Genomic DNA, 23,774 nt, shown 5'->3' with positions numbered 1-23,774 from the left:
AATCTTGTAGTACTCGGCTACCGTTTCCGCCTTGTGAGCGATCCGCTGTCCCGGCTCGGCCTGGCCGAGCTGCTGGCCGCCTCGGGCGCGCTGGCCGCGCTGCGGGACCGCGCGGGCCGGTTCACCTGGGCCTCGCCGAGCTACCTGGACCTGATCGGGGCCACCGCCGACCGGGTGGCCGGCAGCACGCTGGCCGACTGGATCGGGCCGGAACTGGCCGCGCCGGTGGACGCCGAGGACGAGCGGGTGTGGCGCACCGGCGAGCCGCTGCGCTGGCGGCCCAGCGATCCCGCGCCGACCGCGCTGCCGGGCGGGGCCGGGCGGCAGGTGTGGCTGGCCGGGCACAAGCTGCTGCTGCACCCGGCCGACGGGGAACCGTTGCTGGGCATGGTCGCGGTGGACGTCGGCGACTGGCTGGCCGACCGGACCGCGCTGGCCGTGGCCGAGCAGCGGCTGGCCCAGTTCGTGGCGCACGCCCCGGTGCTGGCCATGATCACCGACGAGCGGCACCGCTACGTCTGGTTCGGCGAGGCCGGGCACCGGCTGCTGCGCCGCCCGCTGGGCGAGGTGGTGGGGCGCACGGTGCCGGAGGTGCTGCCGCCGGAGCTGGCCGAGCAGTCGGTCGAGCAGAACGCGGCGGTGCTGCTCTCCGGCACCGGCCGCCAGGTGCGGCTGCGCACCGAGCTGGACGGCCGGGAGGTGGAGTGGTCCGGGTACCGGTTCCCGCTGCCGCAGCCGGACGGGACCTGGCACGTGGGCACCATCCTGTTCGACGTCACCGAGTTCCGCGCCGCGCAGCGGGAGGTGGCGTTGTGGCGCAACCGGTTCCTCACCCTGTTGGACCGGATCTCGGTGCCGACCGCGGTCTGCCTGCCCGACGGCAGGCTGAGCATGCTCAATCCGGAGTTCGCCGCCCTGCTGGGCAGTAGCCCGGGGCGTCTGCACGGAACCCTGCTCACCAGCCTGATGCAGGCCCGTGACCAGGAGAAACACGACCGGCTGATGCGGGAGTTCAGCTCGGGGAAACGTGGCAAGCGCACGCTGGCGGTGCGCTGGCGGCCGCGGCGGGCGGAGCGGGAGCGCACCGGGGAGCTGACCATCCAGCTGGTCAAGGACGTGGAGACCGGGCTGCTGCTGACCCTGGCCGCCGACCCGGAGCAGCCGGAGCCGGCCGTGCGGCCACCGGAAATCAGTATCCGGGAAGCGGAGATCATCACTAGGGTCGCGGCCGGGGACACCACCGCGGCGATCGCCGCCGCGATCGGCCTGACCCCGGACGGGGTGACCTACCACGTCACCCGGCTCTGCCAGCGGTTCGGCGCGGCCAACCGCACCGCGCTGGTGGCCAGGGCGTATGTGACCGGCGTGCTGGACGCGTCGGCGTGGCCACCGGTGTGGCGGAGGAATGGAGCACCTTATGCGTGAGGAACTACTCGACGGCACGGGCCGGGTGGTCGCCCACTACGACCGGCGGACCCGGCTGGACCTGCCCTATGCCGCCGAGCTGGAGGCGGTGAACATCTCGGCCGAGGACCTGGTGCGGCTGCTGTTCACCGAGCGCAAGGGCTGGGTGTTCAGCGCGGCCCCGGAGATCTGCCTGCTGGCCAAGGCCAATGGCGGCACGGTGGTCCGCCACGCGCACGCCTACAGCTTCGACCTGCGCGAGCAGCAGGCGGACCCGGACTGGCTGAACCCGCCGCTGGCCGACGGGCTGCGGGCAGACGAGTTCACCGCCACCCTGGAGGAGATCTTCCCCGCCTACCAGCGCGCCTTCCCGCCCGGCCACGTGGACCACGTGCTCGACGCCGAGGGCGAGCGGGCGAACTTCGCCCAGCTGCTGGCCGGGGAGGTGCTCGGCCCGGTGCTGCCGTGCAGCGGCCTCATCCGGGACGGGGACGAGGTGGTCGCGGTCGTGGTGGTCAACAACCGGGCCGGGGACCCGCCGCTGGCCGGGCCGTGGATCGGGCAGGTCTACCGGGACCCCGCGCCGCGCTACCGAGGGCTGGGCATGGTGCTGCTGCGGCGGGCGGTCGCGCTGGCCGCGCAGGCCGGGCTGCCCGCGGTCGGACTGGCCGTCACCGACGGGAACCCGGCGCGCTGGGTGTACGAGAAGGCGGGGTTCCGGCACGTGGAGGAGTCCATGACGGTGCTCATCCCGGACTGAGTCCTCTAGACTGGGCGGGTCGGCAGCCGAGAACTGGAGGTGGACTGTGCGCACGCACGGTGTCCCGCCCCGGTTCGCGCTGCTCGGCTTCATCCAGGCGGTGCTGCTCACCGCGCTGCTGGTGCTGGTGGCCGCCCCGGTGGCCACCGCCGCGCCGGTCTCCTTGGCCGACAACGAGGTCGCGGTCTCCACCCATCTCGGCGGGTCCACTTCGGACCACCGGGACACCAGGCTCACCGCCGACCGGGTGGCCATCGCGAACCCGCAGGCGCACCAGCACTTCGCCGAGCTGCCCGCCGGTCTGCCGGTGGCCGAGCCCGTGTACCCCCGGCCCAGCCTCGAGGTCACCACTGACCAGGCGGTGTTCGCCGCCGCCGACGGGGCCGGTCCGCCGCAGGCGCCCACCAGAGGGCCACCCGCCACTCCAGGAACCTGACCCACTCGCCGTCCACTGTGGACGGACCTCATTCCTGGAGGAAACTCGCCCATGTCACGCCCTTCGGCGTGGCGGGGACTTCTCGTGCGCGGGCTGCTGTCCCTCGCCGTGCTGGTCACCGCCACCTACCTCGTGCTCAGCACCGCCCCGCGCCTCGGCCTGGACCTGCGCGGCGGCACCCAGATCGTGCTGGAAGCCAAGTCCACCCCGACCGTCACCGCCGACGCCAACGCCACCGACCGGGCCCTTGAGGTGATCCGCCGCCGGGTGGACAGCCTCGGCGTGGCCGAACCGGGGCTGGTCCGCTCCGGGGAGAACCGGATCATCGTCGAACTGCCCGGCGTGCAGGACCCGAAGGAGGCGGTGGCGGTGCTGGGCCGCACCGCCCAGCTGACCATGCACCCGGTGCTCGGCGCGGCCGCGCCGGAGACCAAGGCCGGACCGGGCGAGAAGGTGCTGCCGGATGAGTCCGGCATGCCGTTGCGGCTCGCGCCGGCCGCGCTGACCGGGGAGAACGTGTCCGGGGCCAGCTCGGGGCCGGTGCCGCAGGGTGTGGGCTGGCAGGTCGGCATCGACTTCTCCGGCGCGGGCAGCGAGAGCTGGCGCAAGCTCACCGGGGAGGCCGCCTGCTCGCCGCCGGGTGATCCGAAGCGGCGGGTGGCGATCGTGCTGGACGAGAAGGTGATCTCCTCGCCGCAGGTCGACCAGACGGTCGGCTGCCAGGCCGGGATGGGCGGCGGCAACACCCGGATCACCGGCAAGTTCACCCAGGCCGAGGCCAAGGAGCTGTCGCTGCTGATCAGCGGCGGCGCGCTGCCCTTGCCGGTGGAGGTGCTGGAACAGCGGACCGTGGGGCCGACCCTGGGCGCGCAGGCGATCGAGGCCAGCGCGTGGGCGGCGCTGATCGGGGTCGCGATCACCGGGCTGTTCCTGACCTTCGTCTACCGGCTGGTCGGTTTCCTGGCGGTGCTCGCGCTGGCCGGGTACGCGGCGCTGTCCTATGCCTCGCTGCTGGCCATCGGCGCGACGCTCACCCTGCCCGGTTTGGCCGGGCTGGTGCTGGCGGTGGGCATGGCGGTGGACGCCAACGTGCTCGTGTTCGAACGGGCGCGGGAGGACTTCGCGGCCAGGAAGGGGCTCCCGCCACGACAGCGGCTGAGCCGGGCGGTGGAAGGCGGGTTCAAGGGCGCGGTGTCGGCGATCGCGGACTCCAACGTGACCACCCTGCTCGCCGCCGGACTGTTGTTCTTCCTGGCCACCGGGCCGGTGCGCGGGTTCGGCGTGACGCTGTCGGTGGGTGTGCTGGCCTCGCTGTTCAGCGCGCTGGTGCTGACCAGGGTGCTGGTGATCGCGGTGTGCGACAACGAGTTCGTGGCCAAGCGGCCCTGGCTGACCGGTCTGGGCAACCTGGGCCGGGTGCGCACCTGGCTCTCCGGCCGGTTCGGTGGCCTGTACGCCAACCCGAAGCGCTGGCTGCTGGCCACCGGCGCGGTCACCCTGCTGATCGCGCTGGGACTGGTGATCCGGGGCCCGGAGCTGGGCGTGGAGTTCACCGGCGGCAGGCTGATCGAGTACACCACCACCCAGCAGGTCGGCGCGGACGCGGCCAGGGACGCCTTGCAGGCAGCGGGTTTTGACCGCACCACGGTCTCGGCCAGCGGCGCGAAGGAGCTGACGGTCAAGACCGCCCCGCTGGACGAGACCCAGACCGCGAAGGTCAAGGAGGTGCTGGCCGGGCTCGGCGGCGGCGCGGAGCAGGTGCGCAGCGAGCTGATCGGCCCCAGCCTCGGCGAGGAGCTGCGCGCCAACGCGCTGATCGCCCTGGCCATCGCGGTCGCCGCCCAGCTGGCCTACCTGGCGATCCGCTTCGACTGGCGGCTGGGCCTGGCCACGGTGGCCGCGCTGCTCACCGACGTGATCGTGCTGCTGGGCCTGTTCTCCTGGCTCGGGATCACCATGGACGCGGTGTTCCTGGCCGCCCTGCTGACCGTCATCGGCTACTCGGTGAACGACTCGGTGGTGGTCTTCGACCGGGTCCGCGAACTCCGCGGCCTGCGCCCCAGGGAACCGTTCCACCAGGTCGCGGGCACCGCGGTGCTGCAAACCCTGCCCCGCACGGTGAACACCGGCGTCGGCGTGCTCGCGGTGCTGCTGTGCCTGCTGTTCCTGGGCGACGGCTCCCTGGCCGACTTCGCCCTGGCGGTGCTGATCGGCGTGGTCGCGGGCACCATCTCCACGGTCGCCACCGCCTCACCGATGGCGGTGCTGCTGGACCGGAAGTCCCCGGGCGCGGGCCGCCAGCGCGCCAAGCCTCGCCAGCAGACCCGCCGGCGCGTCGACTCCGGCGCGGTGGTGTGAGCTCAGAGCAGTGAGGTGAGCAGGAAGGGCGCGTTGATCAGCCCGTGCACCAGCAACAACACGGGGAAGTTGCGGTAGCGCGCCCACAGGTAACCGAGGAACATCCCGCGCACCCCGTGCCCAGCCAGCACGGTGAGCAGACCGAGGCCGAGGCCGTGGTGGGACTGGATCCCGATGTGCCACACCGCCCAGAGCACGGCGGCCAGCACAATCCCGGGCCACAGTCCCAGCACGGCCTCCAGCCGCGTCTGCAACCAACGGCGGTAGAAGAACTCCTCGATCACGGCGTTGAACAGGAACACCAAGACCATGACCGGCCAAGAGGGAATGATCCGGGACTCGGGATAGGCCCCGACAAGATAGGTCAGCGAGAGGAAGACGACCGCAGGCGCCAGCGGCGCGACCCACCGCACCGGCGTCATGGGCAACCAGCGCTCCCGCTTGCCACCGTGCCGCCGCAGGTACCAGAACAGGCTGAGCGGGACCACGATGAGCAACAACGGTTTGACGGACAGGAACCAGATCGGCCCACCCGGTAAGACCATGATGACCGCGTAGAGCAGCGCGATACCGGTGAGCCAGCCCGCCTCCAGCCGGGTCCGGTCGGGTTCGATGCGGAACGGGTTGTGCCACTTGACCTTGGGCGGGACGACCCGGGTGACGACGATGGCCAGCAGAGCGGGCACGATCAGCAGCCAGAGCGGGAGGGTGTCGTCGTGATCGGCGGTGTAGTGCACCCGGAAGTGCCCGGTGAGCAGCAACAACAGCAGACAGCCGAAGATGACTGTCAGTCCGCCGACCAGGACAAACCCGCCGAGCCGGGCCCAGTAACGCCGCTCCCCCATACACACCAACATATCCGGCCGGGGCGACAACGCGCTGCCACCCCAAGGCGGGAGATCAGCGACACGGCTTCAGCGACACGGCTCCCGACACGGGGTGAAAACCCACAAAGCGGGCCTCTCGTCTTCTCCGTACGGCCTGGAGACTGCTGACCGCATCTCTCCACCCGGCCCCTGCAACCTGCCGCCGCCCGCCCCGCCCAACGTGACGGGGGCCGGGTGGAGAGATGTGGTTTGCTGTCGGAAGGTCGTGCGGAGAAGACGAGAGGCCCGCGAGCACGCTGGAACCGGCCCCGGCAGCCTGCTCAGCCCCGCAACCTGCTCGTCCCGGCTTTTGACTTGTCACACCCCTCCGGTGGTCTGCCCGTCCGGCGAGGACATTCTTTTGCTTTTGATCTTAGGTTTTCAGTCAAAGGCGACAGTCAAGAGCGTCCTCGCCGGACGGGCAGAGATCAAAGCATGGGGGGGGAAAGTCAAAGGCCAAGACGCAGGCAGGTCTTGAGGTTCCCCATGCCCGTCAACCCTCCGAAATCAAACCACATCCCAGCCCACGGCCGCCCTTGCGTTGCGTGGCCTTGGCGGCGGTTGCTGTGAACGTCCGTGGGCTGGGATGTGGTTCGTTTTCTCCAGGTTGACGGGCATGGGGAACCTCAAGACTTCGGACAGGTTTTCGAAAAGCCACCCCGTCGCTGGTTCCCTGTCGCGAGCCCCGGTCAGTAAGGCAGCGTCAATGCCTCAACACCGTCGACATCCGTCCTGATTCGCGCCCACGAACCGTCGGTGAAGTGCAGCCGGACCTGTCTGCTCGCTGAGCCCACCGCCAGCTGCCTGCACCGCTCCACCCGCAACAGTTCCGCCCTCGGTGCCTCGAACTCGAACTCCAGCACCGCGTCCTCCGGCCGTTCGTGCAGCGGCGGGCGGCCGATGTCCTCCTGTAAACCGGTCGCCACGTCACGCACCAGCCTGCCCACTCCGCGCAGTACCTTGCCCACCGACTTCTGCCGCACCAACCGTTGTGCCGTGGGGCTCACGATCGGTTCAGCTCTCACCGCGGTGTCGCGGATGCGGAGTACCGCGATCCGTTCCGTGCCCAACGCCAGCCAGCAGGCCTCGGGGGCTTGCACCGCTCGGTACAGGCGCACGGCGGGGCTGTCGGGTTGGCGGGCGTGGACTGCCGCGCTCCGGCCCGCCGCTATGTCGTCGTCGGACCAGGTGGCGGCGCGGGTGCGGGAGCGGGTGGTGGGGATTCCGTGGTTGTCCAGGCCTTTGACGTGGAATCTGCCGTTGGGCAGGGATTCGGCGCAGGCCAAGGCCTTGAGGCGCTCGTTTCCCAGCCAGTCCCGTCCGAGCAGCGCGAGAGCCAGGTTGTGGTTCCACTGCACGAACCGGATGCTAGGCCGCGTTGGCCTTTCTGGCGGCGGGACGCGCCACGAAGAAGTACATCGCGAACGCGGCTATACCCATAAGCGCCATCGCGGCGGCCATCGGAACCGCGCTGTCCTGACCCGCCAGGCCCACCAGGGGTGCGGTGAGGCCGCCGATGACGAACTGGACCGAGCCCAGCAGCGCCGAGGCCGCGCCCGCGGCCTCCGGGTGGTCGGCCATGGCCAGGGTGGTGGTGGTCGGCAGGATCATGCCGATGCTGGCGATCATGACGAACAGCGGGATGAGGAAGCCGGTCAGGCCCAGGTCGGTGCCGCCGATGAGGACCACGGCCAGCAGCGCCAGGCCCGCCAGCGCGACCACCTGGACGCCGATGGCGAGCAGGGTCCTGGAGTGCACCCGGTGCGCCAGGCGGCCGTTGAGCTGGGCGACCGCGACGATGCCGATCGCGTTGGCGCCGAAGATCAGGCTGTAGACCTGCGGGGAGGCGCCGTAGAGGTCCTGGATCACGAACGGGGAGCCGGAGATGTAGGCGAACATCGCGGCCATGGTCAGGCCCGAGGTGAGCACGTAGCCGACGAAGGCCCGGTCGCGGAGCAGGGTGCGGATGGAGCGGAAGGTCTGGCCGAGGCCGCCGCCGTGCCTGCGTTCCACCGGCAGGGTCTCGCGGAGGCCGAACAGGCCGCCGAGGAACAACAGCACCGCGAAGGCGGCCAGCACCGCGAAGACGCCGTGCCAGGTGGCCACCTTGAGCAGTTGGCCGCCGATGACCGGGGCCAGGATCGGGGCCAGGCCGGAGATCAGCATCAGGTTGGAGAAGAACTTCGCCGCGGCCACGCCGGAGTACAGGTCCCGCACGATCGCCCTGGCGATCACGATGCCGGCCGCGCCCGCCACGCCCTGGATGAACCGCAGGCCCACCAGCAGGCCGACGCTGTTGGCGAACACGCAGGCCACCGAGGTCACCGCGTACACCGCGAGCCCGGCCAGCAGCGGACGGCGGCGGCCCAGGATGTCGCTGAGCGGGCCGATCACCAGCTGGCCCAGGGCCAGGCCGATCAGGCAGGCGGTCAGGGTCAGCTGCACCTGCGCGGCGGTGCTGCCCAGATCCGCCGCGATCTGCGGGAACGCGGGCAGGTACATGTCGATGGTGAGCGGCCCGAAGGCGGTGCAGCCACCGAGCAGCACCGCCAGCAGGGCGGTCGCCGCCCTGGACTTCGCTGTCGCCGGTGCGGTCTGCAGGTCAACCACGGAAGCTCCCCAGCTCATTACCTCTGCGAACGATATATAGGGGTTAAGATACGGGAATGCCCGCGCCGGGGAAACGTGATCCCGCCCGCCCCGACGACCACCGGTCCGCCCTGGCCGAAGACCTGTTCGCGGTGCTGCCGCGGCTGCGGATGGCGGTGCTGCGCAACACCCGCCGGCACTTCCCGCACCCGCCGCTGCCCGAGGCCCAGGCCAACCTGCTGCGCACCGTCGCGGCCAGCCCCGGCCTGACCGTGCGCGAGGCCGCGCACACCCTCCAGCTGGCCGCGAACACGGTGAGCACGCTGGTCGCGGCGCTCAGCGCGGAGGGCCTGCTGGAACGGCGGGTCTGCCCGACGGACCGGCGCAGCGCCCGGTTGCTGCCGACCGAGCTCGCGCTGGGCCGCCTGGCCGAGTTCGACGGGCACCGCAACCGGGTGGTCGGCGAGGCGATGGACCGGATGTCCGCGGCCGAGCTGGACACCATCACCGACGCGCTGCCCGCGCTGCGCCGCCTCATCGCCGAGCTCGACGCGCAGCCGGACTGAGCAATGCAAACCGTTGCCACGAAACAGAACTGAACGCGTCTCGACAACTGAACAAAACAGTATTGGCCAACCGGGGCCCTCAGTCGTTTGCGCCTTTCACCCTGCCGTTCGGGTCCATACGATGGCGGCATGGACCTGGAGGTCCGTCACCTGCGGATGCTGTGCGCGATCGCCGAGGCCGGCAGCATGACCAAGGCGGCCGCGGTTCTCGGGCTGTCCCAACCCACGTTGACCCGCCAGGTGCAGCGCCTGGAGCGCTTCATGGGCGGGCCGCTGTTCGTGCGCGAGCGGGACGGCGTGCGGCCCACCGCGCTGGGCGAGTTCATCCTGGTCCGCGCCAACTCCGTGCTGCCAGTGCTGGACGGCCTCGCGCCCTCGCGCGGACTGGCCGAGGACGAGGAGCTGCGCGAGATCCGCATCGGCGTGCGCCCCGGCCCGCTGCTGCCCAGCCTGGTGCGCGGCCTGAACACCCTGCACCCGGCGGCCGAACTGCGCACCGAGGAGGGCCCGTCCTCGCACGCGGTGGCCGAGGTGCTGGACAGCGGCAGGCTGGATGTCGCGCTGCTCAACGAGTGCGACGGCTACGAACTGCGCCGACGGCCCAGCCTGGCCTACCACGTGGTGGTGGTGGAACCGGTGTTCGTCCGCCTCGCCTCCGGCCACCCACTGGCCGCCCAGTGCGAGGTGAGCCTCGCCGACCTGGCCGGTGAGGACTGGGCCACGCCCTCACCGTGCGGCAACAACGACGACGAGTCCATCTACGCCGCCTGCGGCCGGGCCGGTTTCGTGCCGCGCATCCGGCACCGGGTGGACCTGCCGCAGGCCGATGAGCTGGTGCGCAGCCAGCAGGCGGTGCTGCTCTGCCCGCCGCTGTCGGACCCACCGGCCGGCACGGTGAACCGGCCGCTGCGGGACACCCCGCTGCGCACCACCCGGCTGCTGGTGCACCACCGCGAGGGCACCATCGCCCGCCAGTCGGACAAGCTGCTGCGCTTCCTGGTGGAGGACTACGCCGAGCAGGTCGAGTACCACCCGGTCTACGCGTACTGGCTGGACCGTCACGGGAGTCTGTCCTAGCCAGAAGTGAAAGCGAAGGTAAAGAGCGGGCAACGGGGGTCATACGCGGAAGCTATGGCCTGCTGACATTACCCAACCGTTGTGATCTGGCGCACTGTGATGTTATGTCACCTCGCTACTGGGACCTCAAACGGCAGATCGAGGACTACCGGCACGTGGCCAGGCAGCTCCCCCTGCATCAGCCTGACAATGACACCGACCTGCACTACTTCCGCCAGTTCGGCGGTCCGCTGGCCGCCCCCAGCCCGTTCGACTCCCTGTTCCTCAACCGCACGGTCCAGGCCCTGACCCGCCCCCTCGCACTGCGGGACCTGGCACACGGCAGCCCCGGTTGACGTGACTGGCGGCCCCTCCCGCCAGCTGCCAAGGTGGGTGGACGATGCCAACCCTGCTGATCGTCCACCACACCCCCTCCCCCGCCACCCAGGCCCTGCTGGAGGCGGTGGTCTCCGGCGCGTCCACCGATGAGCTGGACGGCATCGAGGTGCAGGTCAGGCCCGCGCTGACCGCCTCGCCGGTGGACGTGCTCGGCGCCGACGGCTGCCTGCTGGGCACCCCGGCGAACATCGGTTACATGAGCGGCGCGCTCAAGCACTTCTTCGACACGGTGTACTACCCGTGCCTGTCGGCGACCATCGGCCGGCCTTATGGCCTCTACGTGCACGGCAACGAAGGTGTGGAGGGCGCGGTCCGCGCGGTGGAGGCCATCGCGACCGGCCTGAAGTGGCGCAAGGCCTTCCCCCCGGTGACCGTGCTCGGCCAGCCCGGCAAGCAGGACCTGGAGTCCTGCTTGGAGCTGGGCGCGACCGTGGCCGCGAGCCTGCTGGACCAGTGACCGGCTACCTCGTCGGGCGCGGCATCGCCGACATCACCGGCGAGGCCGCCGGGTGCGGACTGCTCGGCTACGGCAAGGCCAGCCAGCGCAGCGCGGGCATCCACCTGCGGCTGCGGGCCAGGGCGTTCGTGGTGGCGCACGGCGGGTTGCGGGTGCTGCTGGTGGTCAGCGAACTGCCGCTGATGTTCGACAGCGTGCACCGAACGGTGCTGACCAGGCTGCGCGCCCGGTTCGGCGAGCTCTACACCGCGCGGAACACCCTGCTCACGGTCACCCACACGCACGCTGGCCCCGGCGGCTACAGCCATCACGCGCTGTACAACCTGACCGTGCCCGGCTTCCGGCCGAAGACCTTCGCCGCGATCGTGGCCGGGATCGTGGAGTCGGTCGAGCGCGCGCACGCCGACCTCGCCCCGGCCACGCTGACCCTGGCGCACGGCGAGCTCCGCGACGCCAGCGTGAACCGCTCCCGCGCGGCCTGGCTGCGCAACCCGCCTGCCGAGCGCGCGGTGTTCCCGGCGGCGATCGACCCGCAGACCACGCTGCTGCGCATCGAGCGGGACGGGCGGCTGGCCGGTGCGGTCAACTTCTTCGCCACCCACGGCACCAGCATGTGCAACACGAACCGGCTGATCAGCGGGGACAACAAGGGTTATGCCGCCTACCACTGGGAGCGCCTGGTCACCGGCGTGGACTACCTGGCCGACGAGCGGCCCGCGTTCGTCGGCGCGTTCGCCCAGACCAACGCCGGGGACATGTCGCCGAACCTGAACCTGCGCCCGCACAGCGGTCCCACCGAGGACGAGTTCGACAACACCCGGCTGATCGGGCTGCGCCAGTACGAGGCGGCCGCGGCGCTGGCCGCCCAGCCCGGCACGCCGGTGACCGGGGGCGTGGACGCGCGACTGACCTATGTGGACCTGTCCGAGGTGGAGGTCCGGCCGGAGTTCACCGGCGACGGCCGGGTGCACCGGACCGGTCCGCCGGTGACCGGGGCCGCCTGCCTCGCTGGCACAGACGAAGGTCCAGGATTCCCCGGCTTCCGGCAGGGCCGGGACTCGGTGCTGGACGTGCTCTCCCGCCGGGTCTGGTACCGGCGGTCCGCGCGGCTGCGGGAAACCCAGTCCCCCAAGGGAATCGCGCTGCCCGCGCGGCTGGTGCGGCGGGCCGGCCGGCTGGTGCAGGAGCGGTGTCCGGTGCAGCTGCTGCGGATCGGGCAGCTGCACCTGATCGGCATCCCCGGCGAGGTCACCATCACCGCGGGGCTGCGGCTGCGGCGGGCGGTGGCCGCGATCCTCGGCGCGGAGCTGGCCGATGTGCTGGTGGCCGGATACAGCAACGGCTACTTCCACTACGTCACCACGCCGGAGGAGTACCTGGCCCAGCGCTACGAGGGCGGCAGCACGCTGTTCGGCCGCTGGCAACTGCCCGCGCTGACCCAGGTCGCGGCCGGCCTGGCCACCGCGCTGCGCGACGGAGTCCCGGTGCCCCTGGGCACTCCGCCGCCGGAGCTGGCCAAGCGGGTGCGCGCGCACCGGCGGCGCGGGCTGGACACACCGCCTGCGGGCCGCGAGTTCGGCGATGTGCTTCTCCAGCCACGGGATTCCTACCGGCCGGGCGAGCTGGTGCGGGCGGTGTTCGCGGGCGCGCACCTGGCCAACGACCTGCGGCGCGGCGGCACGTTCCTGGAGGTGCAGCGGCAAGAGGGCGCGGACTGGGTCGCGGTGGCCGACGACGGCGACTGGTGCACGAAGCTGCACTGGGTCAGGCAGCGCGTCACCATCACCTGGGACATTCCGGCCGGGACCGCGGGGACCTTCCGGCTGCGCTACCACGGCGATGCGCGCACTGCCGGTGGCCGCTGCCGTCCGGTTTCCGGGTGCACGCGGGAGTTCCGGGTCGGCTAGCCGCGGCGGAACCGGCCGCGGTAGCCGCTGGGCGAGACCCCGGTCTCCCGGTGGAAGGCCCGGCGCAGCGTCTCCACCGAGCCGAAACCGGCCCGCCGGGCCACCACGTCCAGCGGATCGGCGGTGCCCTCCAGGTGCTGCCGGGCCGCCTCCACCCGCACCTGCTCCACGTAGCGCTGCGGGGTGGTGTCCAGCTCCTCGCGGAACAGCCGGGTCAGGTGCCGGGCGCTCATCCCGGCCCTGGCGGCCAGCTCGGCCAGCGAGTGCGTGCCCGCCGGGTCGGCGACCACGGTGTCCAGCAACCGGCGCAGGCCCTCGGTGCGCGGCCGCCCGGCCCGCAGCCGCGCGCTGAACTGGGACTGCCCGCCCGGCCGTTGCAGGAACACCACCAGGTGCTTGGCCACCAGCCGCGCGGTCTCCACGCCCAGGTCCTCCTCCACCAGGCTCAGCGCCAGGTCGATGCCGGAGGTGACCCCGGCGGAGGTGATCACCGGCCCGTCCCGGACGAAGATCGCGTCCGCGTCCACCTCGATCGCGGGGAACTTCCTGGCCAGCGCCTCGGCCAGGTCCCAGTGCGTGGTGGCCCGCCGCCCGTCCAGCAGCCCGGCCGCGGCCAGCACGAACGCGCCCGCGCACACCGAGGCGGTGCGCTCGGCCTGCCCGGCCAGCCGCCGCACCTGGGCCAGCAGCTCGCTGTCGCTGACGGTGTGCGCCCAGTTCGGCCCGCCCGGCACCACCAATGTCGCCCCGTGCGCCTGCGCCTCGGCCAGGTCGAGGTCCGCGCCCAGCCGCGATCCGGTGTTGGCCCGGATGTCCCGCCCGCCGGGCGCGGCCAGCCGCAGCCGGTAGTCCCCGCCCTGCTCGTTGGCCACCGCGAAGACTTCCAGCGGCCCGGTGACGTCGAGCAAGCGGACGCCGTCGTAGAGCACGACGAGCACGGTGCGGGGCGCGGCTGGCACCTCCCCAGTATGTCCGGAACCGAGGGATTCGCGGCCAGATCACCGCGCGTGGCGGGCCGGTTCCGCTGACAGCCTGAACAGGTCCGATCCTCTTCCAGTGCAACGGAGAACCCCGTGCCCGCCACCCTCACCGTCCCGGACAGCGCGCTGGCCGCCGAGGCCACCGAGCTCGTGCGCGACCTCACCGACGACCTGCTCTACCACCACTCCCGCCGCGTCTACCACTTCGGCGCGCTGCGCGGCGAGCACCGGGGCCTGACCTTCGACCGGGAGCTGCTCTACGTGGGCGCGATGTTCCACGACCTCGGCCTCACCGAACGGCACCGCCAGTCCCGGCAACGGTTCGAGATCGACGGCGCGGACGACGCGGCCGAGTTCCTGCGCCGCCACGGCCTGCCCGAGCAGGCGGTGACCACGGTGTGGACCGCGATCGCCTTGCACACCACGATGGAGGTCCCGCACCACATGGCTCCGGAGATCGCACTGGTGATCGCGGGCGTGGAGGTCGACGTGGTGGGCGTCGGCCTGGACGAGGTGCGCGAGGCCGACCGGGCCGCGGTGGTCGCCCTGCATCCCCGGCCGGAGTTCAAGCGGCGCATTCTGGAAGCGTTCCACCGTGGACTGGCGCACCGGCCGGAGACGACCTTCGGCAACATCAAGGCCGACGTGCTGGCGCGGTACGAGCCCGGGTTCAGGCGCACCGACTTCGTGGACGTGATCCTGGAGTCCAGCTGGGCTGAGTAATGGTTGCCTGAGTGGACAACCGACGACCGGACGGGCCAGCGGGCTACTCATCAAACGGGTAACATCCTCGGGTTCTTGGCCGGATTGTGCCCGGTCCGCGACGGGAACATGATGAGCTGGCCGGTATGGACATCGTGACCCGTGGCCGGCTCAACCGGGCGACGCTGGCGCGCCAGCACCTGCTGAGCAGGGAGCAGGTCTCCGCGGTCGACCTGGTGGAGCGACTGTGCGGGATCCAGGCGCAGGAGGCGCGGCCGCCGTTCGTGGCGCTGTGGACCCGGATCGCCGGCTTCGACCGGCGGGAGCTGCACGAGGCGCTGCACGAGCGCCGGATCGTCCGGGCCACGCTGCTGCGCGGCACCCTGCACCTGATGAGCGCGGCGGACTACCTCCGGTTCCGGCACACCCTGCAACCGATGCTGACTGCCTCGCTGCGGGTGCTGGGTTCCCGCGCCAACGGCCTGGACCTGGAGCGGTTGCTGCCCACCGCGCGGGCGATCCTGGCCGCCGCGCCGCGCAGCTTCACCGAGCTGCGCCCGCTGCTGCAGGAGGCATTCCCCGCGGTGAACGACCGCGCGCTGGGCTACGCGGTGCGCACCCAGCTGCCGCTGGTGATGCGGCCGACCCAGGACCGCTGGTCGTTCCCGACGGTGGCCGCCTTCACCCTGGCCGACGAGTGGCTGCCCGAGCCACTGTCCACTGTGGACGAGACGGACCAGCTGGCGCTGCGCTACCTCGGCGCGTTCGGCCCGGCCTCCGCCCAGGACTTCCACACCTGGTCCGGGCTGGCCGAGGCCAAGCAGATCATGGACCGGTTGCGGCACAAGCTGGAGGTCTTCCAGGACGAGCAGGGGCGCGAGCTCTTCGACCTGCCGGAGGCCCCGCGCCCGGAGGAGGACGTGCCCGCCCCGGTGCGATACCTGCCGGAGTTCGACAACCTGGTGCTGGCGCACTCCGACCGCACCAGGGTACTGGCCGAGGCGCACCGCGGCGAGGTGGTGACCAAGAACCTGCGGGTGCGGGCCACCTTCCTGGTCGACGGCCAGGTCCGCGGCGTGTGGGAGACCACCCGCAAGAAGGACAAGGCGATCCTCACCCTGCGCCCGTTCCTGCCGCTGTCCCGGGGCACCCTGGACGAGCTGGTCGAGGAGGGCGAGGCGCTGCTGCGCTTCCAGGAGCCGGAGGCGGGCACGGTCGAGGTGACCGTCGCGCCCTGACCCGCTTCAGCGGTCCGGCCGGGACACCACGTAGGACCCGCTGCGCAGGAACCCGGTCACCCTGGCACCGGCGTCCAGCAGCTCGCCGAGGGTGTCCCTGACCGCGAACCGCCACTCCACCGCGAGCACCGGATCCTTGCCGCGCAAGGTCTCGATGTCGGCGGGCACCGCGACCAGCACGGTGTCCGCCCCGGTCGCCCGCCGCACCGGCCGACCGTCCACATCGGACAGCAGTGGTTCGGCGGTGGTGATGTCCGGGGTGAGCGGGCGGCCGGCGCAGGCCGCGGCGACCGAGGGGTCGGTGAGCCGCCAGTTCAGCAGCACCCGGTCGCTGGGCCCGGCGTCGTTGATCTCATCGGCCATCGGGCCGTAGAAGTCGGGCAGGTACTCCGCGGGCAGCGCGGCCAGCTTGGCCAGGTTGAAGAAGGCGTTGCGGCGCACCAGCGGGTCGAAGGTCCAGCTGACCGTGTCCAGGCCGCGCACCAGCGCCCAGGCCCGCTGGTGCAGCTTGAGCGCGTAGCCGACCGAGCGGCCCTGGGCCTGGCCGGACACCCCGGCCACGTGCGAGTGCAGGCCGCGGCCGATCGGCGCGGCCAGGAACCCGGCGCCCGCGCCCACCAGCTCGTCGGCGCTGAACGCGCCTGCCACGTAGCCGCCGGTGTGCTCCAGCACCCGCATCAGCTCGACGGTGATCGGCTCGCTGCCCGGCTTGGGCAGTCAGATGTCCTGGAACAGCTGGAAAGCGCGTTGCAGGTCGCTGAGCTCGGCCAGCTCGGCCAGCTCCACCCCGGCGGCGTGCGCGGCGGCCAGCGCGTCCCGCTTGGCGGTCTCCACCAGGGCCGCTTCGGCGCTCATCCACGGCTCCGCAGGTCGTCGACCAGTGCGGCCAGCAGCGCGGTGCGGGGCGGGATGTGCGCGGTGAGCACGTGTTCGTGCTCGGCGTGCGCGCCGCCGCCGACCGCGCCGAGCCCGTCCAGGGTGGGCACGCCGATCCCGGCGGTGAAGTTGCCGTCGGAGGCCCCGCCGACCGCGACCGAGCTCAGCGGCGGCAGTCCCAGCCCGGCGGCCAGCGCGAGCGCGCGGGCGTAGAGCGCCGCCGAGGACGCGGCTTCCATCGGCGGCCGGTTGGGGCCGCCCAGCGGATCGAGCCGCACCCCGGGCACCACCGGGGCGAAGGCGCGGATGGCCTGGTGCACGCGCTGCTGTTCGGCGGCGGTGCGGGCGCGCACATCGCAGTGCACCACGGCCGCGGCGGGCACGGTGTTGGTGGTGGTGCCCGCGGACAGCACGGTGGGGGTGACCGTGGTGCCCAGTTCCGGATCGCCCAGCGCGGCCAGCGCCAGCACCTGGTGCGCCAGCTCGATGCCCGCGTTGGCGCCCAGCTCCGGCTCCAGCCCGGCGTGCGCGGCGCGGCCGGTGATGGCCAGCTGGTACATGCTGGTGCCCTTGCGCTCGGTCTTGAGCGCGCCCTGCTCGCCGCTGCCCTCCAGCACGAACACCGCGGCGCAGCCCCGCGCGGTGTCCTCGATCAGCTCCCGCGAGGTCAGCGAGCCGACCTCCTCGTCCCCGCTGACCAGCACGCTCACCCCGGCCAGGCTGGGCAGCCAGGACAGCGCGTGCAGGGCCTGGGCCAGCCCGGTCTTCATGTCGAAGCAGCCGGGCCCGCGCAGCACGCCGTCGGTGACCGAGAACGGAAGCCGGGCCAGGGTGCCGATCGGCCACACCGTGTCGTGGTGGGCCAGCACCAGCACCCTGGGCCGGTCGCCGAAGCGCCAGCGCAGGTGGCTGACCCCGCCTAGCTCCAGGCGTTCCGGGGCTGCGCCGAGCAGTCGGGTGCCCTGTTCCGCCACCAGGTCCGCGCTGCGCGCCACCGCGGCCAGATCGGCCGAGGGCGACTCGCAGGAGATCAGCTCGCCGAGGTCCTCGAGCAGGGCGGGCAGGGCTTGGGCGGCGCGCCGGAGCAGATCGGAGGTCACCGGCACAGTCTGCGAGATGACGACCCGGTCGGTGTTGTCCGGGTCGGCCGGTTGCGGCCAGGCCGCGCTCAGCTGCCCGGGATCCGAGCCGCCGCCCGGCTGCTGTGCAGGAACCGCGCGGGCTGACCAGGCTCCCCCACCAGCACGTACACCGGGTGCAGGCCCATCCTCGGCTCCTTGGCGATCAACGAGTTCGCGGTGAGCCCGAGCAGTTCCACCGGTTCCACCGACGGCAGCATCATCTTGGCCTCCTCGGTCAGCGGCAGCATGGTCAGCCAGCACCGGCCCTGCTCGTCGAAGGTGATCTCCTGGCTGGCCATGACCGCGTCGTACCTGCCGACCGCTCGGCCGGGGTCCACCGCGACCGGTTCGGCAGGCGGGACCAGCGCGCCGGGCAGCTCTGCCCCGCCCAGCTCGGCGACCAAGGGGCGCACCAGGTCCTGGTAGAGGCGGAACGCGTCGCCGCCGTTGGTCAGCAGCGCCACCGCCACCCCCGCGGCGGGCACCACGCGAAGGAAGGCGTTCTGGCCGATGGTGCCGCCGTCGTGCCCGACCACCCGGTTGTCCGGGAGGTCCCACACACCCCAGCCCAGGCCGTAGTGGCTGGGCAGCAGGCCAACCTCGGGCACGGCCACCTGCGGCGCCAGCATCCCCTTGGCCAGCTCGGCGGACAGCACGCCCTCCCTGCCACCGTCCACGGCGAGCCTGGCGAACTCCAGCAGGTCGGCAGCGCGCATGGACAGCAGCGCGCCGGCCGGCGCCGAGGAGGCGACCAGCGACCACACCGGGGCCGGGACCAGGTCGCCGTCCGGGCCGGGCAGGTGGCCGAGCGCGGCGCGGTAGCAGATGGCCTCGGTGGCGTCGGTCGCGGTGTGCGTCAGGCCGAGCGGGGTGATCAGGTGCTCGCGCAGGGCCTGGCTGAAGGGCTTGCCGCGCAGCACCTCGACCAGGCGGCCGAGCACGACGTAGCCGGCGTTGTTGTAGGAGAACATCTCGCCGGGCGGGAACAGCTGCGCCGCATCGCCGAGGGTGGCCACGAACTTCTCGACCGCGTCCGCGCCGTGGCCGGTGTCCCGGAAGAGGTCTCCGGCGAACCCCGCGGTGTGCGCGAGCAGCTGCCGGGTGGTGATCACCGCGGCCGCGGCCTCGTCGGCCAGGGTCAGCTCCGGCAGGTACTCGCGCACCGGCCGGTCCAGCTCCAGCAGGCCGTCGTCGAGGAGCTGGAGCACCAGGGTCGCGGTCCACAGCTTGGTGATCGAGCCGACCTGGAACAGCGAGTCGGTGGTGGCCGCGACCCCCGTGCCCAGGTTGAGCACCCCGGTGGCGGCCGCGACGATCTCGCCGTCCACCAGCACCGCGGCCTGTGCCCCCGGCACCCCGTGCGTGGCGGCCAGTTCGGGCAGCTGCTCCTGGAGCCGGGCGCGGATGTCCTCGATACGGGTCATGCCACCCAAGGTAGCGTACTTAGTACGTTAATGCTCCCGGCAGTGGGCCGAGCCGCGGGCGACCGGGATCCGGCCGCCCGCTGTCGGGTCAGGCCGCGGGCTTGCGGTAGGCCATGCGCAGGTTCTGCGGGCCCTTGCTCAGGTTCTGCTTGGTCAGCAGCGAGTCGATGAGCTGCTGCACCGGCTTGCGCCGCTTGTGCAGGATCACCGGCCGCCACACGAACGCGACGAACTCCCCGCCGGGCCGCAGCACCCGGACCGCCTCGCGCACCGCGGCCAGCGGGTCGGGCACCTCTTCCAGGCTGTAGGTGAAGAAGATGGTGTCCACGCTGTTGTCGGCGAAGGGCAGCTTGCAGCCGTCCCCGGCCACCAGCACCAGCTCCGCGCCCGGCGTGCCCGCGTGCTTGTCAGCCAGCTTCTTCTGCGCGCCCGCGGCCGGGTCCAGCCCGATCAGCCGGGCCTCGCCGCCGAGGTGCTCACGCAGCGCCTTGGTGAAGAAGCCGCCGCCGCTGCCGATCTCCACGGTGGTGCTGCCCGGCCTGCTCGGCACCCACTTGCGCACGTCCCTGCTGGGCAGGTCCCAGCCCAGCACGAAGCGCAGCACGGGGTGGCTGATCAGGCGGTACAGCACGGCCGGGGTGCGCCAGCCCTTGCGGACCTGGGGCTCGGACTCGGTAGCGGTGGGGGTCACAGCTTCTCTCTCAGTCGTGTCCTGCGGACTTGATGACCTGCCGGGGCAGGAGTCGGGAGGCGACGATCGCGGCCAGGGTGAGCACCACCGCGGCGATCACCAGGGTGACGGTGAGCCCGTCCACGAACGCCTGCCTGGCCGCGCCGAGCAGCGCCTCACCGGCCGGCCCGCCCAGCTCGCGCCCGGCCCGGTCGGCCTCGGACATGGACTGCCGCGCCACGTCCAGGCTGCCCTGCGGCACCCCGGGCACGGCGGCCAGGTGCGCGGTGTAGACCGCGGACATCACGCTGCCCACGATCGCGGTGCCCAGCCCGGTGCCCAGCTCGTAGCCGGTCTCCTCCACCGCGGCCGCGGCGCCTGCCTGCGCGGGTGGCGCGGAGGCCAGCAGCGCGTCGGAGGAGGCGGTGAAGGCCGCGGACACGCCGAGGCCGACGCCGAGCAGGCAGGGCACCAGCAGCCACGGGTGGTCCTGGGTGTCCAGCCAGAACCCGGCGGGCACCAGCGCGATCGCGGTGATGGTGAAGCCGCCCGCGGTGACCACGCTGGTGGAGAAGCGTTGCAGCAGCGGCGCGGCGACCAGGCCACCGGCGATGGCCGCGAGCATCGCGGGCATCAGCCGCACCCCGGCCTCGAGCGGCCCGAGTTGCAGGACGTACTGGAGGTACTGGGAGAACGTCAGGCCGAGACCGGCCAGCGAGCTCATCACCAGCACCACGCAGGCCACCGCGGTGCTGAAGGTGGCGTTGCGGAACATCCGCATGTCCAGCAGCGGTTTCTCCATGCTGAGCTGCCGCCGGACGAACCAGACCAGCATCAGCAGGCCGCCGAGGCCGGTGGCGATCGCCACCGGGTCGAGCACGCCGTGGTGCCCGGCCTGCTTGACGCCGTAGGCGATGCCGAGCACGCCGAGCGCGGACAGCAGCGCGGAGAGGATGTCCCAGCGGCCCTTGGCCGGGTCGGCCGACTCGGGCACCAGCCACAGCGCCAGCGGGATGGCGACCAGCATGACCGGCACGTTGATCAGGAAGGCCGCGTGCCAGGAGAAGAACTCCACCAGCACGCCGCCCAGCAGCGGGCCCAGCGCCGCGCCGGAGGCAGCCACCGCGCTCCACACGCCGATGGCGAACTGGCGTTCCTTGCGGTCGGGGAAGATGTGCCGCAGCACCGACAGGGTGGCCGGCATGATCATCGCGCCGCCGATGCCCAGCCCGGCGCGCGCGGCGATCAGCATGCCGGTGCTGGTGGACAGTGCGGCCGCGATCGAGGCGGCGCCGAAGACCAGGTAGCCGTACATCAGGATGCGGCGGCGGCCGTACCGGTCGCCCAGGGTGCCGAAGGCGATCAGCAGCGGGGCGGCCAGCAGCGAGTAGACGTCGATGATCCAGAGCAGCCCGACCGGGCCCGGCTTGAGATCAGCGGCGAGCGAGGGGACCGCGGTGTGCAGCACGGTGGCGTCCACCGCGACCAGCAGCAGGCTCACCGACAACACGGTGAGCACGGCCCAGCGCCGACGCGAGACGACCGCGGTGGGTGCGGTGTCCATCGGGTGATTCCCTCCCCTGCTCGCCACCAGGGACGTTCCCCTGGCGCGGCACCGACCCTAACCGAGCTTCAGCTGGGCTTCAGGTCTGCCCCGTAGTTGAGAACTTACGATGAACCAACGCCGAACGCGGCAACTTGGTTCCAGAAGAGACAGTAGTGTTTCAACTGGGGGCCGGTCAGCGAGCTTTCGTCGAGTGCCACGCTGACGAAGGTCTGCCCGGGGCCCTCGATTGCCCGGGGCACACGAGTGGGTCCTCAATCTCTGACGCCCGACCCACCGGCGGAGTTGCCCCAACTGAAAGTGACCTGGATCACCGTCCATTCGGTCCACGCCGATGGGCGGTCGATCTCCCGTCGATCGTCTGATGTGGCCCCGTCTCACCTGCGCATAGCGTCGCGGGCACCCCATTTCCGATCTTCTCGCAAACGGGGTCTGCACACCTTTCTGCCAGCACAGAGACAAAAGGGGCACTCATGCTTGGCAAACGTCTCCTCATGGCCGTGTTGGCCGCGACCCTCGGCGTGGTGGCCACCGCCGGGGCAGCCGCGGCCGCGCCGCCGAACAACCCCGGCGACCCGGGCGCGCTCGTGGTCGGCGGCACCCCGGTGCCGGACGGCAAGTACCCGTTCATGGTCACCTTGCAGGACGCCCGGTTCGGGCCGACCGCCTACGACCGGCACAACTGCGGCGGCACCCTGGTGGGCCCGCGCGTGGTGCTGACCGCGGCGCACTGCGTCGACGGCTACACGCCGGAGACCCTGCCCAGCCTGACCGTCATCGCCGGGCGCACCCAGCTCTCGATGAACCAGGGCGAGGAGCGCAAGGTCCGCTTCGTCTCGGTGCACCCGAAGTACAAGGCCGACCGCAGCTACGACATCGCGCTGCTGTCCATCGACCAGCCGATCACCACGATCAAGCCGATCCAGCTGGTCACCCCCGGCACCGACGCGCTGGAGCGGCCGGGCCGCATCGTCACCGGCATCGGCTGGGGCAACACCGAGGCCCAGCCCGGTTTCCCGGGCGGCGGCGTGGTCAACTACCCGGACCGCATGCAGGAGGTCGACGTCCCACTGATCTCCAACGACGAGTGCGCCGTCTCCTACCCGGAGACCTCCGACCGCGACCTGTGCGCGGGCAAGACCGGCAAGGACACCTGCCAGGGCGACTCCGGCGGCCCACTGTTCGTCTCGCTGCCCAGCCGCAACACCTTCATCCAGATCGGTGTGGTCAGCCGCGGTCGTGGCTGCGCCGCGCACGGCTTCCCGGGCGTGTACAGCAAGCTGTCGAACGAGGAGCTGGGCGGCTGGATCCAGGCCCCCACCACCCTGGCCGCACTGGGGGTCACCCAGTGAACCGTGGCAAGCGCGTGCTCTTCGCCGCCCTCACCGCCGCACTCAGCCTCGGCCTGCTGACGGGGACCTCCGCCGCGTCCCCGTCCACCCCGCCGGGCGACCCGGGCGCGCTCGTCGTGGGCGGCACCCCGGTGCCGGACGGCAAGTACCCGTTCATGGCCACCCTGCAGGACTCCCGCCGCGGCCCGACCGCGTACAACCGGCACCGCTGCGGCGGTTCGCTGGTGGGTCCGCGCGTCGTCCTGACCGCGGCGCACTGCGTGGAGGGCTACGACGCGGAGACCATCAAGAACGTCTCGGTGCTCGTCGGCCGCACCGCGCTCTCGGCCACCCAGGGCGAGGAACGCCCGGTGGTCGGCTTCGAGATGCATGACAAGTACCTCGAGGACGGCAGCTACGACGTGGCGCTGCTGTACTTGGCCACCCCCATCACCACCATCAAGCCCATCCAGCTGGTCACCCCCGGCACCGACGCGCTGGAGCGCCCGGGCCGCATGGTCACTGGCATCGGCTGGGGCAACATGGAGGCCCAGCCCGGCTTCCCCGGCGGCGGCGTGGTGAACCGGCCGGACCGCCTGCAGGAGGTCGAGCTGCCGCTGATCTCCAACGACGAATGCGCGGTCTCCTACCCCGAGACCTCCGACCGCGACCTGTGCGCCGGCCGGACCGGCAAGGACACCTGCCAGGGCGACTCCGGCGGCCCGCTGTTCGTCTCCCTGCCCAGCCGCAACACCTTCATCCAGATCGGCGTGGTCAGCCGAGGCCAGGGCTGCGCGGCAACCGGTTACCCCGGTGTCTACGCCAAGCTGTCCAATGTGGAGATCGGCGAGTACATCTCACCAAAGGCAAAAGCCTGACCAATTGACCAAATGACGCTCCGCCAGTCAATTGCACTGGCGGAGCGTCACTTTTTTATGCGTAGTACTACTCCTTTTGAGGGATCCTGCGGTCGAGTGGATCCGCTGCCGTTCCCGATCCGTCCATGGTTACGATGCCTGGGGGATGGAAATTGCCAGCCGCGGTGGATAATCGCCGCGATGCCAAGGGGG

23 protein-coding genes are annotated in these 23,774 nt (G+C 71.8%); 13 read left to right on the top strand and 10 right to left on the bottom strand.

Annotation, left to right across the window (positions count from 1 at the left end):
• The first annotated feature begins 33 nt into the window (after nucleotides 1–33).
• From N8J89_RS15000 to secD, 4 genes are all read left to right on the top strand, one after another.
• Complete coding sequence (locus tag N8J89_RS15000; protein WP_283664955.1) at nucleotides 34–1,425, top strand: PAS domain-containing protein; 1,392 nt, start codon at nucleotides 34–36, stop codon at nucleotides 1,423–1,425.
• Nucleotides 1,418–2,164, top strand: coding sequence for a GNAT family N-acetyltransferase (locus tag N8J89_RS14995; protein WP_283664954.1), 747 nt, complete (start codon nucleotides 1,418–1,420; stop codon nucleotides 2,162–2,164). Before N8J89_RS15000 ends, N8J89_RS14995 begins: the two co-directional genes overlap by 8 nt.
• A 46-nt stretch (nucleotides 2,165–2,210) precedes the next feature.
• The gene (locus N8J89_RS14990) at nucleotides 2,211–2,600 is read left to right on the top strand and encodes a hypothetical protein (RefSeq protein ID WP_283664953.1); all 390 of its coding nucleotides are present in this window, start codon (nucleotides 2,211–2,213) and stop codon (nucleotides 2,598–2,600) included.
• An 84-nt stretch (nucleotides 2,601–2,684) separates the two neighbouring features.
• Nucleotides 2,685–4,958, top strand: coding sequence for a protein translocase subunit SecD (gene secD / locus N8J89_RS14985; protein ID WP_349497481.1), 2,274 nt, complete (start codon nucleotides 2,685–2,687; stop codon nucleotides 4,956–4,958).
• A gap of 2 nt (nucleotides 4,959–4,960) precedes the next feature.
• On the opposite strand, the gene N8J89_RS14980 is transcribed toward secD, so the two are convergent.
• From N8J89_RS14980 to N8J89_RS14970, 3 genes are all read right to left on the bottom strand, one after another.
• Nucleotides 4,961–5,803 (bottom strand): CPBP family intramembrane glutamic endopeptidase, encoded by an 843-nt coding sequence (locus N8J89_RS14980; RefSeq protein WP_283664951.1) that lies wholly within the window; start codon nucleotides 5,801–5,803, stop codon nucleotides 4,961–4,963.
• Between the two features lie 710 nt (nucleotides 5,804–6,513).
• A complete protein-coding gene (locus N8J89_RS14975) occupies nucleotides 6,514–7,182 on the bottom strand; it encodes a hypothetical protein (protein ID WP_283664950.1) in 669 nt (222 codons plus the stop codon).
• A gap of 10 nt (nucleotides 7,183–7,192) precedes the next feature.
• Entirely contained in the window at nucleotides 7,193–8,434 is a 1,242-nt protein-coding gene (locus N8J89_RS14970; RefSeq protein ID WP_283664949.1) for a multidrug effflux MFS transporter, read from the bottom strand.
• A gap of 56 nt (nucleotides 8,435–8,490) precedes the next feature.
• Between N8J89_RS14970 and N8J89_RS14965 the strand changes: the two genes are divergently transcribed.
• The 5 genes from N8J89_RS14965 to N8J89_RS14945 all read left to right on the top strand — a co-directional run bounded on the left by N8J89_RS14965 (nucleotide 8,491) and on the right by N8J89_RS14945 (nucleotide 12,798).
• Nucleotides 8,491–8,979 (top strand): MarR family winged helix-turn-helix transcriptional regulator, encoded by a 489-nt coding sequence (locus tag N8J89_RS14965; protein ID WP_283664948.1) that lies wholly within the window; start codon nucleotides 8,491–8,493, stop codon nucleotides 8,977–8,979.
• Nucleotides 8,980–9,108: 129 nt separating this feature from the next.
• Nucleotides 9,109–10,056: a LysR family transcriptional regulator gene (locus N8J89_RS14960; protein WP_283664947.1), complete on the top strand. Its 948-nt coding sequence runs from the start codon at nucleotides 9,109–9,111 to the stop codon at nucleotides 10,054–10,056.
• A 104-nt stretch (nucleotides 10,057–10,160) separates the two neighbouring features.
• Nucleotides 10,161–10,391 carry a hypothetical protein gene (locus tag N8J89_RS14955; protein WP_252482607.1) on the top strand — a complete coding sequence of 77 codons (231 nt, stop codon included), beginning with the start codon at nucleotides 10,161–10,163 and terminating at the stop codon, nucleotides 10,389–10,391.
• Nucleotides 10,392–10,435: 44 nt separating this feature from the next.
• Nucleotides 10,436–10,891: a flavodoxin family protein gene (locus N8J89_RS14950; RefSeq protein ID WP_283664946.1), complete on the top strand. Its 456-nt coding sequence runs from the start codon at nucleotides 10,436–10,438 to the stop codon at nucleotides 10,889–10,891.
• Nucleotides 10,888–12,798, top strand: coding sequence for a neutral/alkaline ceramidase (locus N8J89_RS14945; protein WP_349497480.1), 1,911 nt, complete (start codon nucleotides 10,888–10,890; stop codon nucleotides 12,796–12,798). The genes N8J89_RS14950 and N8J89_RS14945 overlap by 4 nt, the downstream gene beginning before the upstream one ends.
• On the opposite strand, the gene N8J89_RS14940 is transcribed toward N8J89_RS14945, so the two are convergent.
• Nucleotides 12,795–13,757: a GlxA family transcriptional regulator gene (locus tag N8J89_RS14940; protein ID WP_283664945.1), complete on the bottom strand. Its 963-nt coding sequence runs from the start codon at nucleotides 13,755–13,757 to the stop codon at nucleotides 12,795–12,797. The genes N8J89_RS14945 and N8J89_RS14940 overlap by 4 nt on opposite strands.
• 114 nt (nucleotides 13,758–13,871) lie before the next feature.
• Here N8J89_RS14940 and N8J89_RS14935 point away from each other — a divergent pair, with 114 nt between their 5' ends.
• Nucleotides 13,872–14,501 (top strand): HD domain-containing protein, encoded by a 630-nt coding sequence (locus tag N8J89_RS14935; protein ID WP_283664944.1) that lies wholly within the window; start codon nucleotides 13,872–13,874, stop codon nucleotides 14,499–14,501.
• 125 nt (nucleotides 14,502–14,626) lie between these two features.
• Nucleotides 14,627–15,718 (top strand): winged helix DNA-binding domain-containing protein, encoded by a 1,092-nt coding sequence (locus N8J89_RS14930; RefSeq protein WP_283664943.1) that lies wholly within the window; start codon nucleotides 14,627–14,629, stop codon nucleotides 15,716–15,718.
• Nucleotides 15,719–15,724: 6 nt separating this feature from the next.
• Here the strand turns inward: N8J89_RS14930 and N8J89_RS14925 are convergent, their stop codons facing one another.
• From N8J89_RS14925 to N8J89_RS14900, 6 genes are all read right to left on the bottom strand, one after another.
• Nucleotides 15,725–16,396 (bottom strand): GNAT family N-acetyltransferase, encoded by a 672-nt coding sequence (locus N8J89_RS14925; RefSeq protein ID WP_283664942.1) that lies wholly within the window; start codon nucleotides 16,394–16,396, stop codon nucleotides 15,725–15,727.
• A gap of 39 nt (nucleotides 16,397–16,435) precedes the next feature.
• Nucleotides 16,436–16,573: a hypothetical protein gene (locus N8J89_RS14920; RefSeq protein WP_283664941.1), complete on the bottom strand. Its 138-nt coding sequence runs from the start codon at nucleotides 16,571–16,573 to the stop codon at nucleotides 16,436–16,438.
• The gene (locus N8J89_RS14915) at nucleotides 16,570–17,658 is read right to left on the bottom strand and encodes a M20 family metallopeptidase (protein ID WP_283666166.1); all 1,089 of its coding nucleotides are present in this window, start codon (nucleotides 17,656–17,658) and stop codon (nucleotides 16,570–16,572) included. The genes N8J89_RS14920 and N8J89_RS14915 overlap by 4 nt, the downstream gene beginning before the upstream one ends.
• A 104-nt stretch (nucleotides 17,659–17,762) precedes the next feature.
• The gene (locus tag N8J89_RS14910; protein WP_283664940.1) at nucleotides 17,763–19,139 is read right to left on the bottom strand and encodes a serine hydrolase domain-containing protein; all 1,377 of its coding nucleotides are present in this window, start codon (nucleotides 19,137–19,139) and stop codon (nucleotides 17,763–17,765) included.
• Between the two features lie 88 nt (nucleotides 19,140–19,227).
• Entirely contained in the window at nucleotides 19,228–19,830 is a 603-nt protein-coding gene (locus N8J89_RS14905; protein WP_283664939.1) for a class I SAM-dependent methyltransferase, read from the bottom strand.
• A 10-nt stretch (nucleotides 19,831–19,840) separates the two neighbouring features.
• Nucleotides 19,841–21,373, bottom strand: a complete 1,533-nt coding sequence (locus N8J89_RS14900; RefSeq protein ID WP_283664938.1) for an MFS transporter — start codon at nucleotides 21,371–21,373, stop codon at nucleotides 19,841–19,843.
• A gap of 494 nt (nucleotides 21,374–21,867) precedes the next feature.
• On the opposite strand from N8J89_RS14900, the gene N8J89_RS14895 reads away from it, so the two are divergent.
• On the top strand, nucleotides 21,868–22,725 hold the full coding sequence (locus tag N8J89_RS14895) for a S1 family peptidase (RefSeq protein ID WP_283664937.1): 858 nt from the start codon (nucleotides 21,868–21,870) through the stop codon (nucleotides 22,723–22,725).
• Nucleotides 22,722–23,582 (top strand): S1 family peptidase, encoded by an 861-nt coding sequence (locus N8J89_RS14890; protein ID WP_283664936.1) that lies wholly within the window; start codon nucleotides 22,722–22,724, stop codon nucleotides 23,580–23,582. Before N8J89_RS14895 ends, N8J89_RS14890 begins: the two co-directional genes overlap by 4 nt.
• The last annotated feature ends 192 nt before the right edge of the window (nucleotides 23,583–23,774 follow it).

The sequence above is a fragment of the Crossiella sp. CA-258035 genome, from assembly GCF_030064675.1.
In the GTDB taxonomy this organism is placed as follows: Bacteria; Actinomycetota; Actinomycetes; order Mycobacteriales; family Pseudonocardiaceae; genus Crossiella.
The sequence above is the reverse complement of the archived record's forward strand: the minus strand, read 5'-3'. Positions and strand labels throughout refer to the sequence as shown.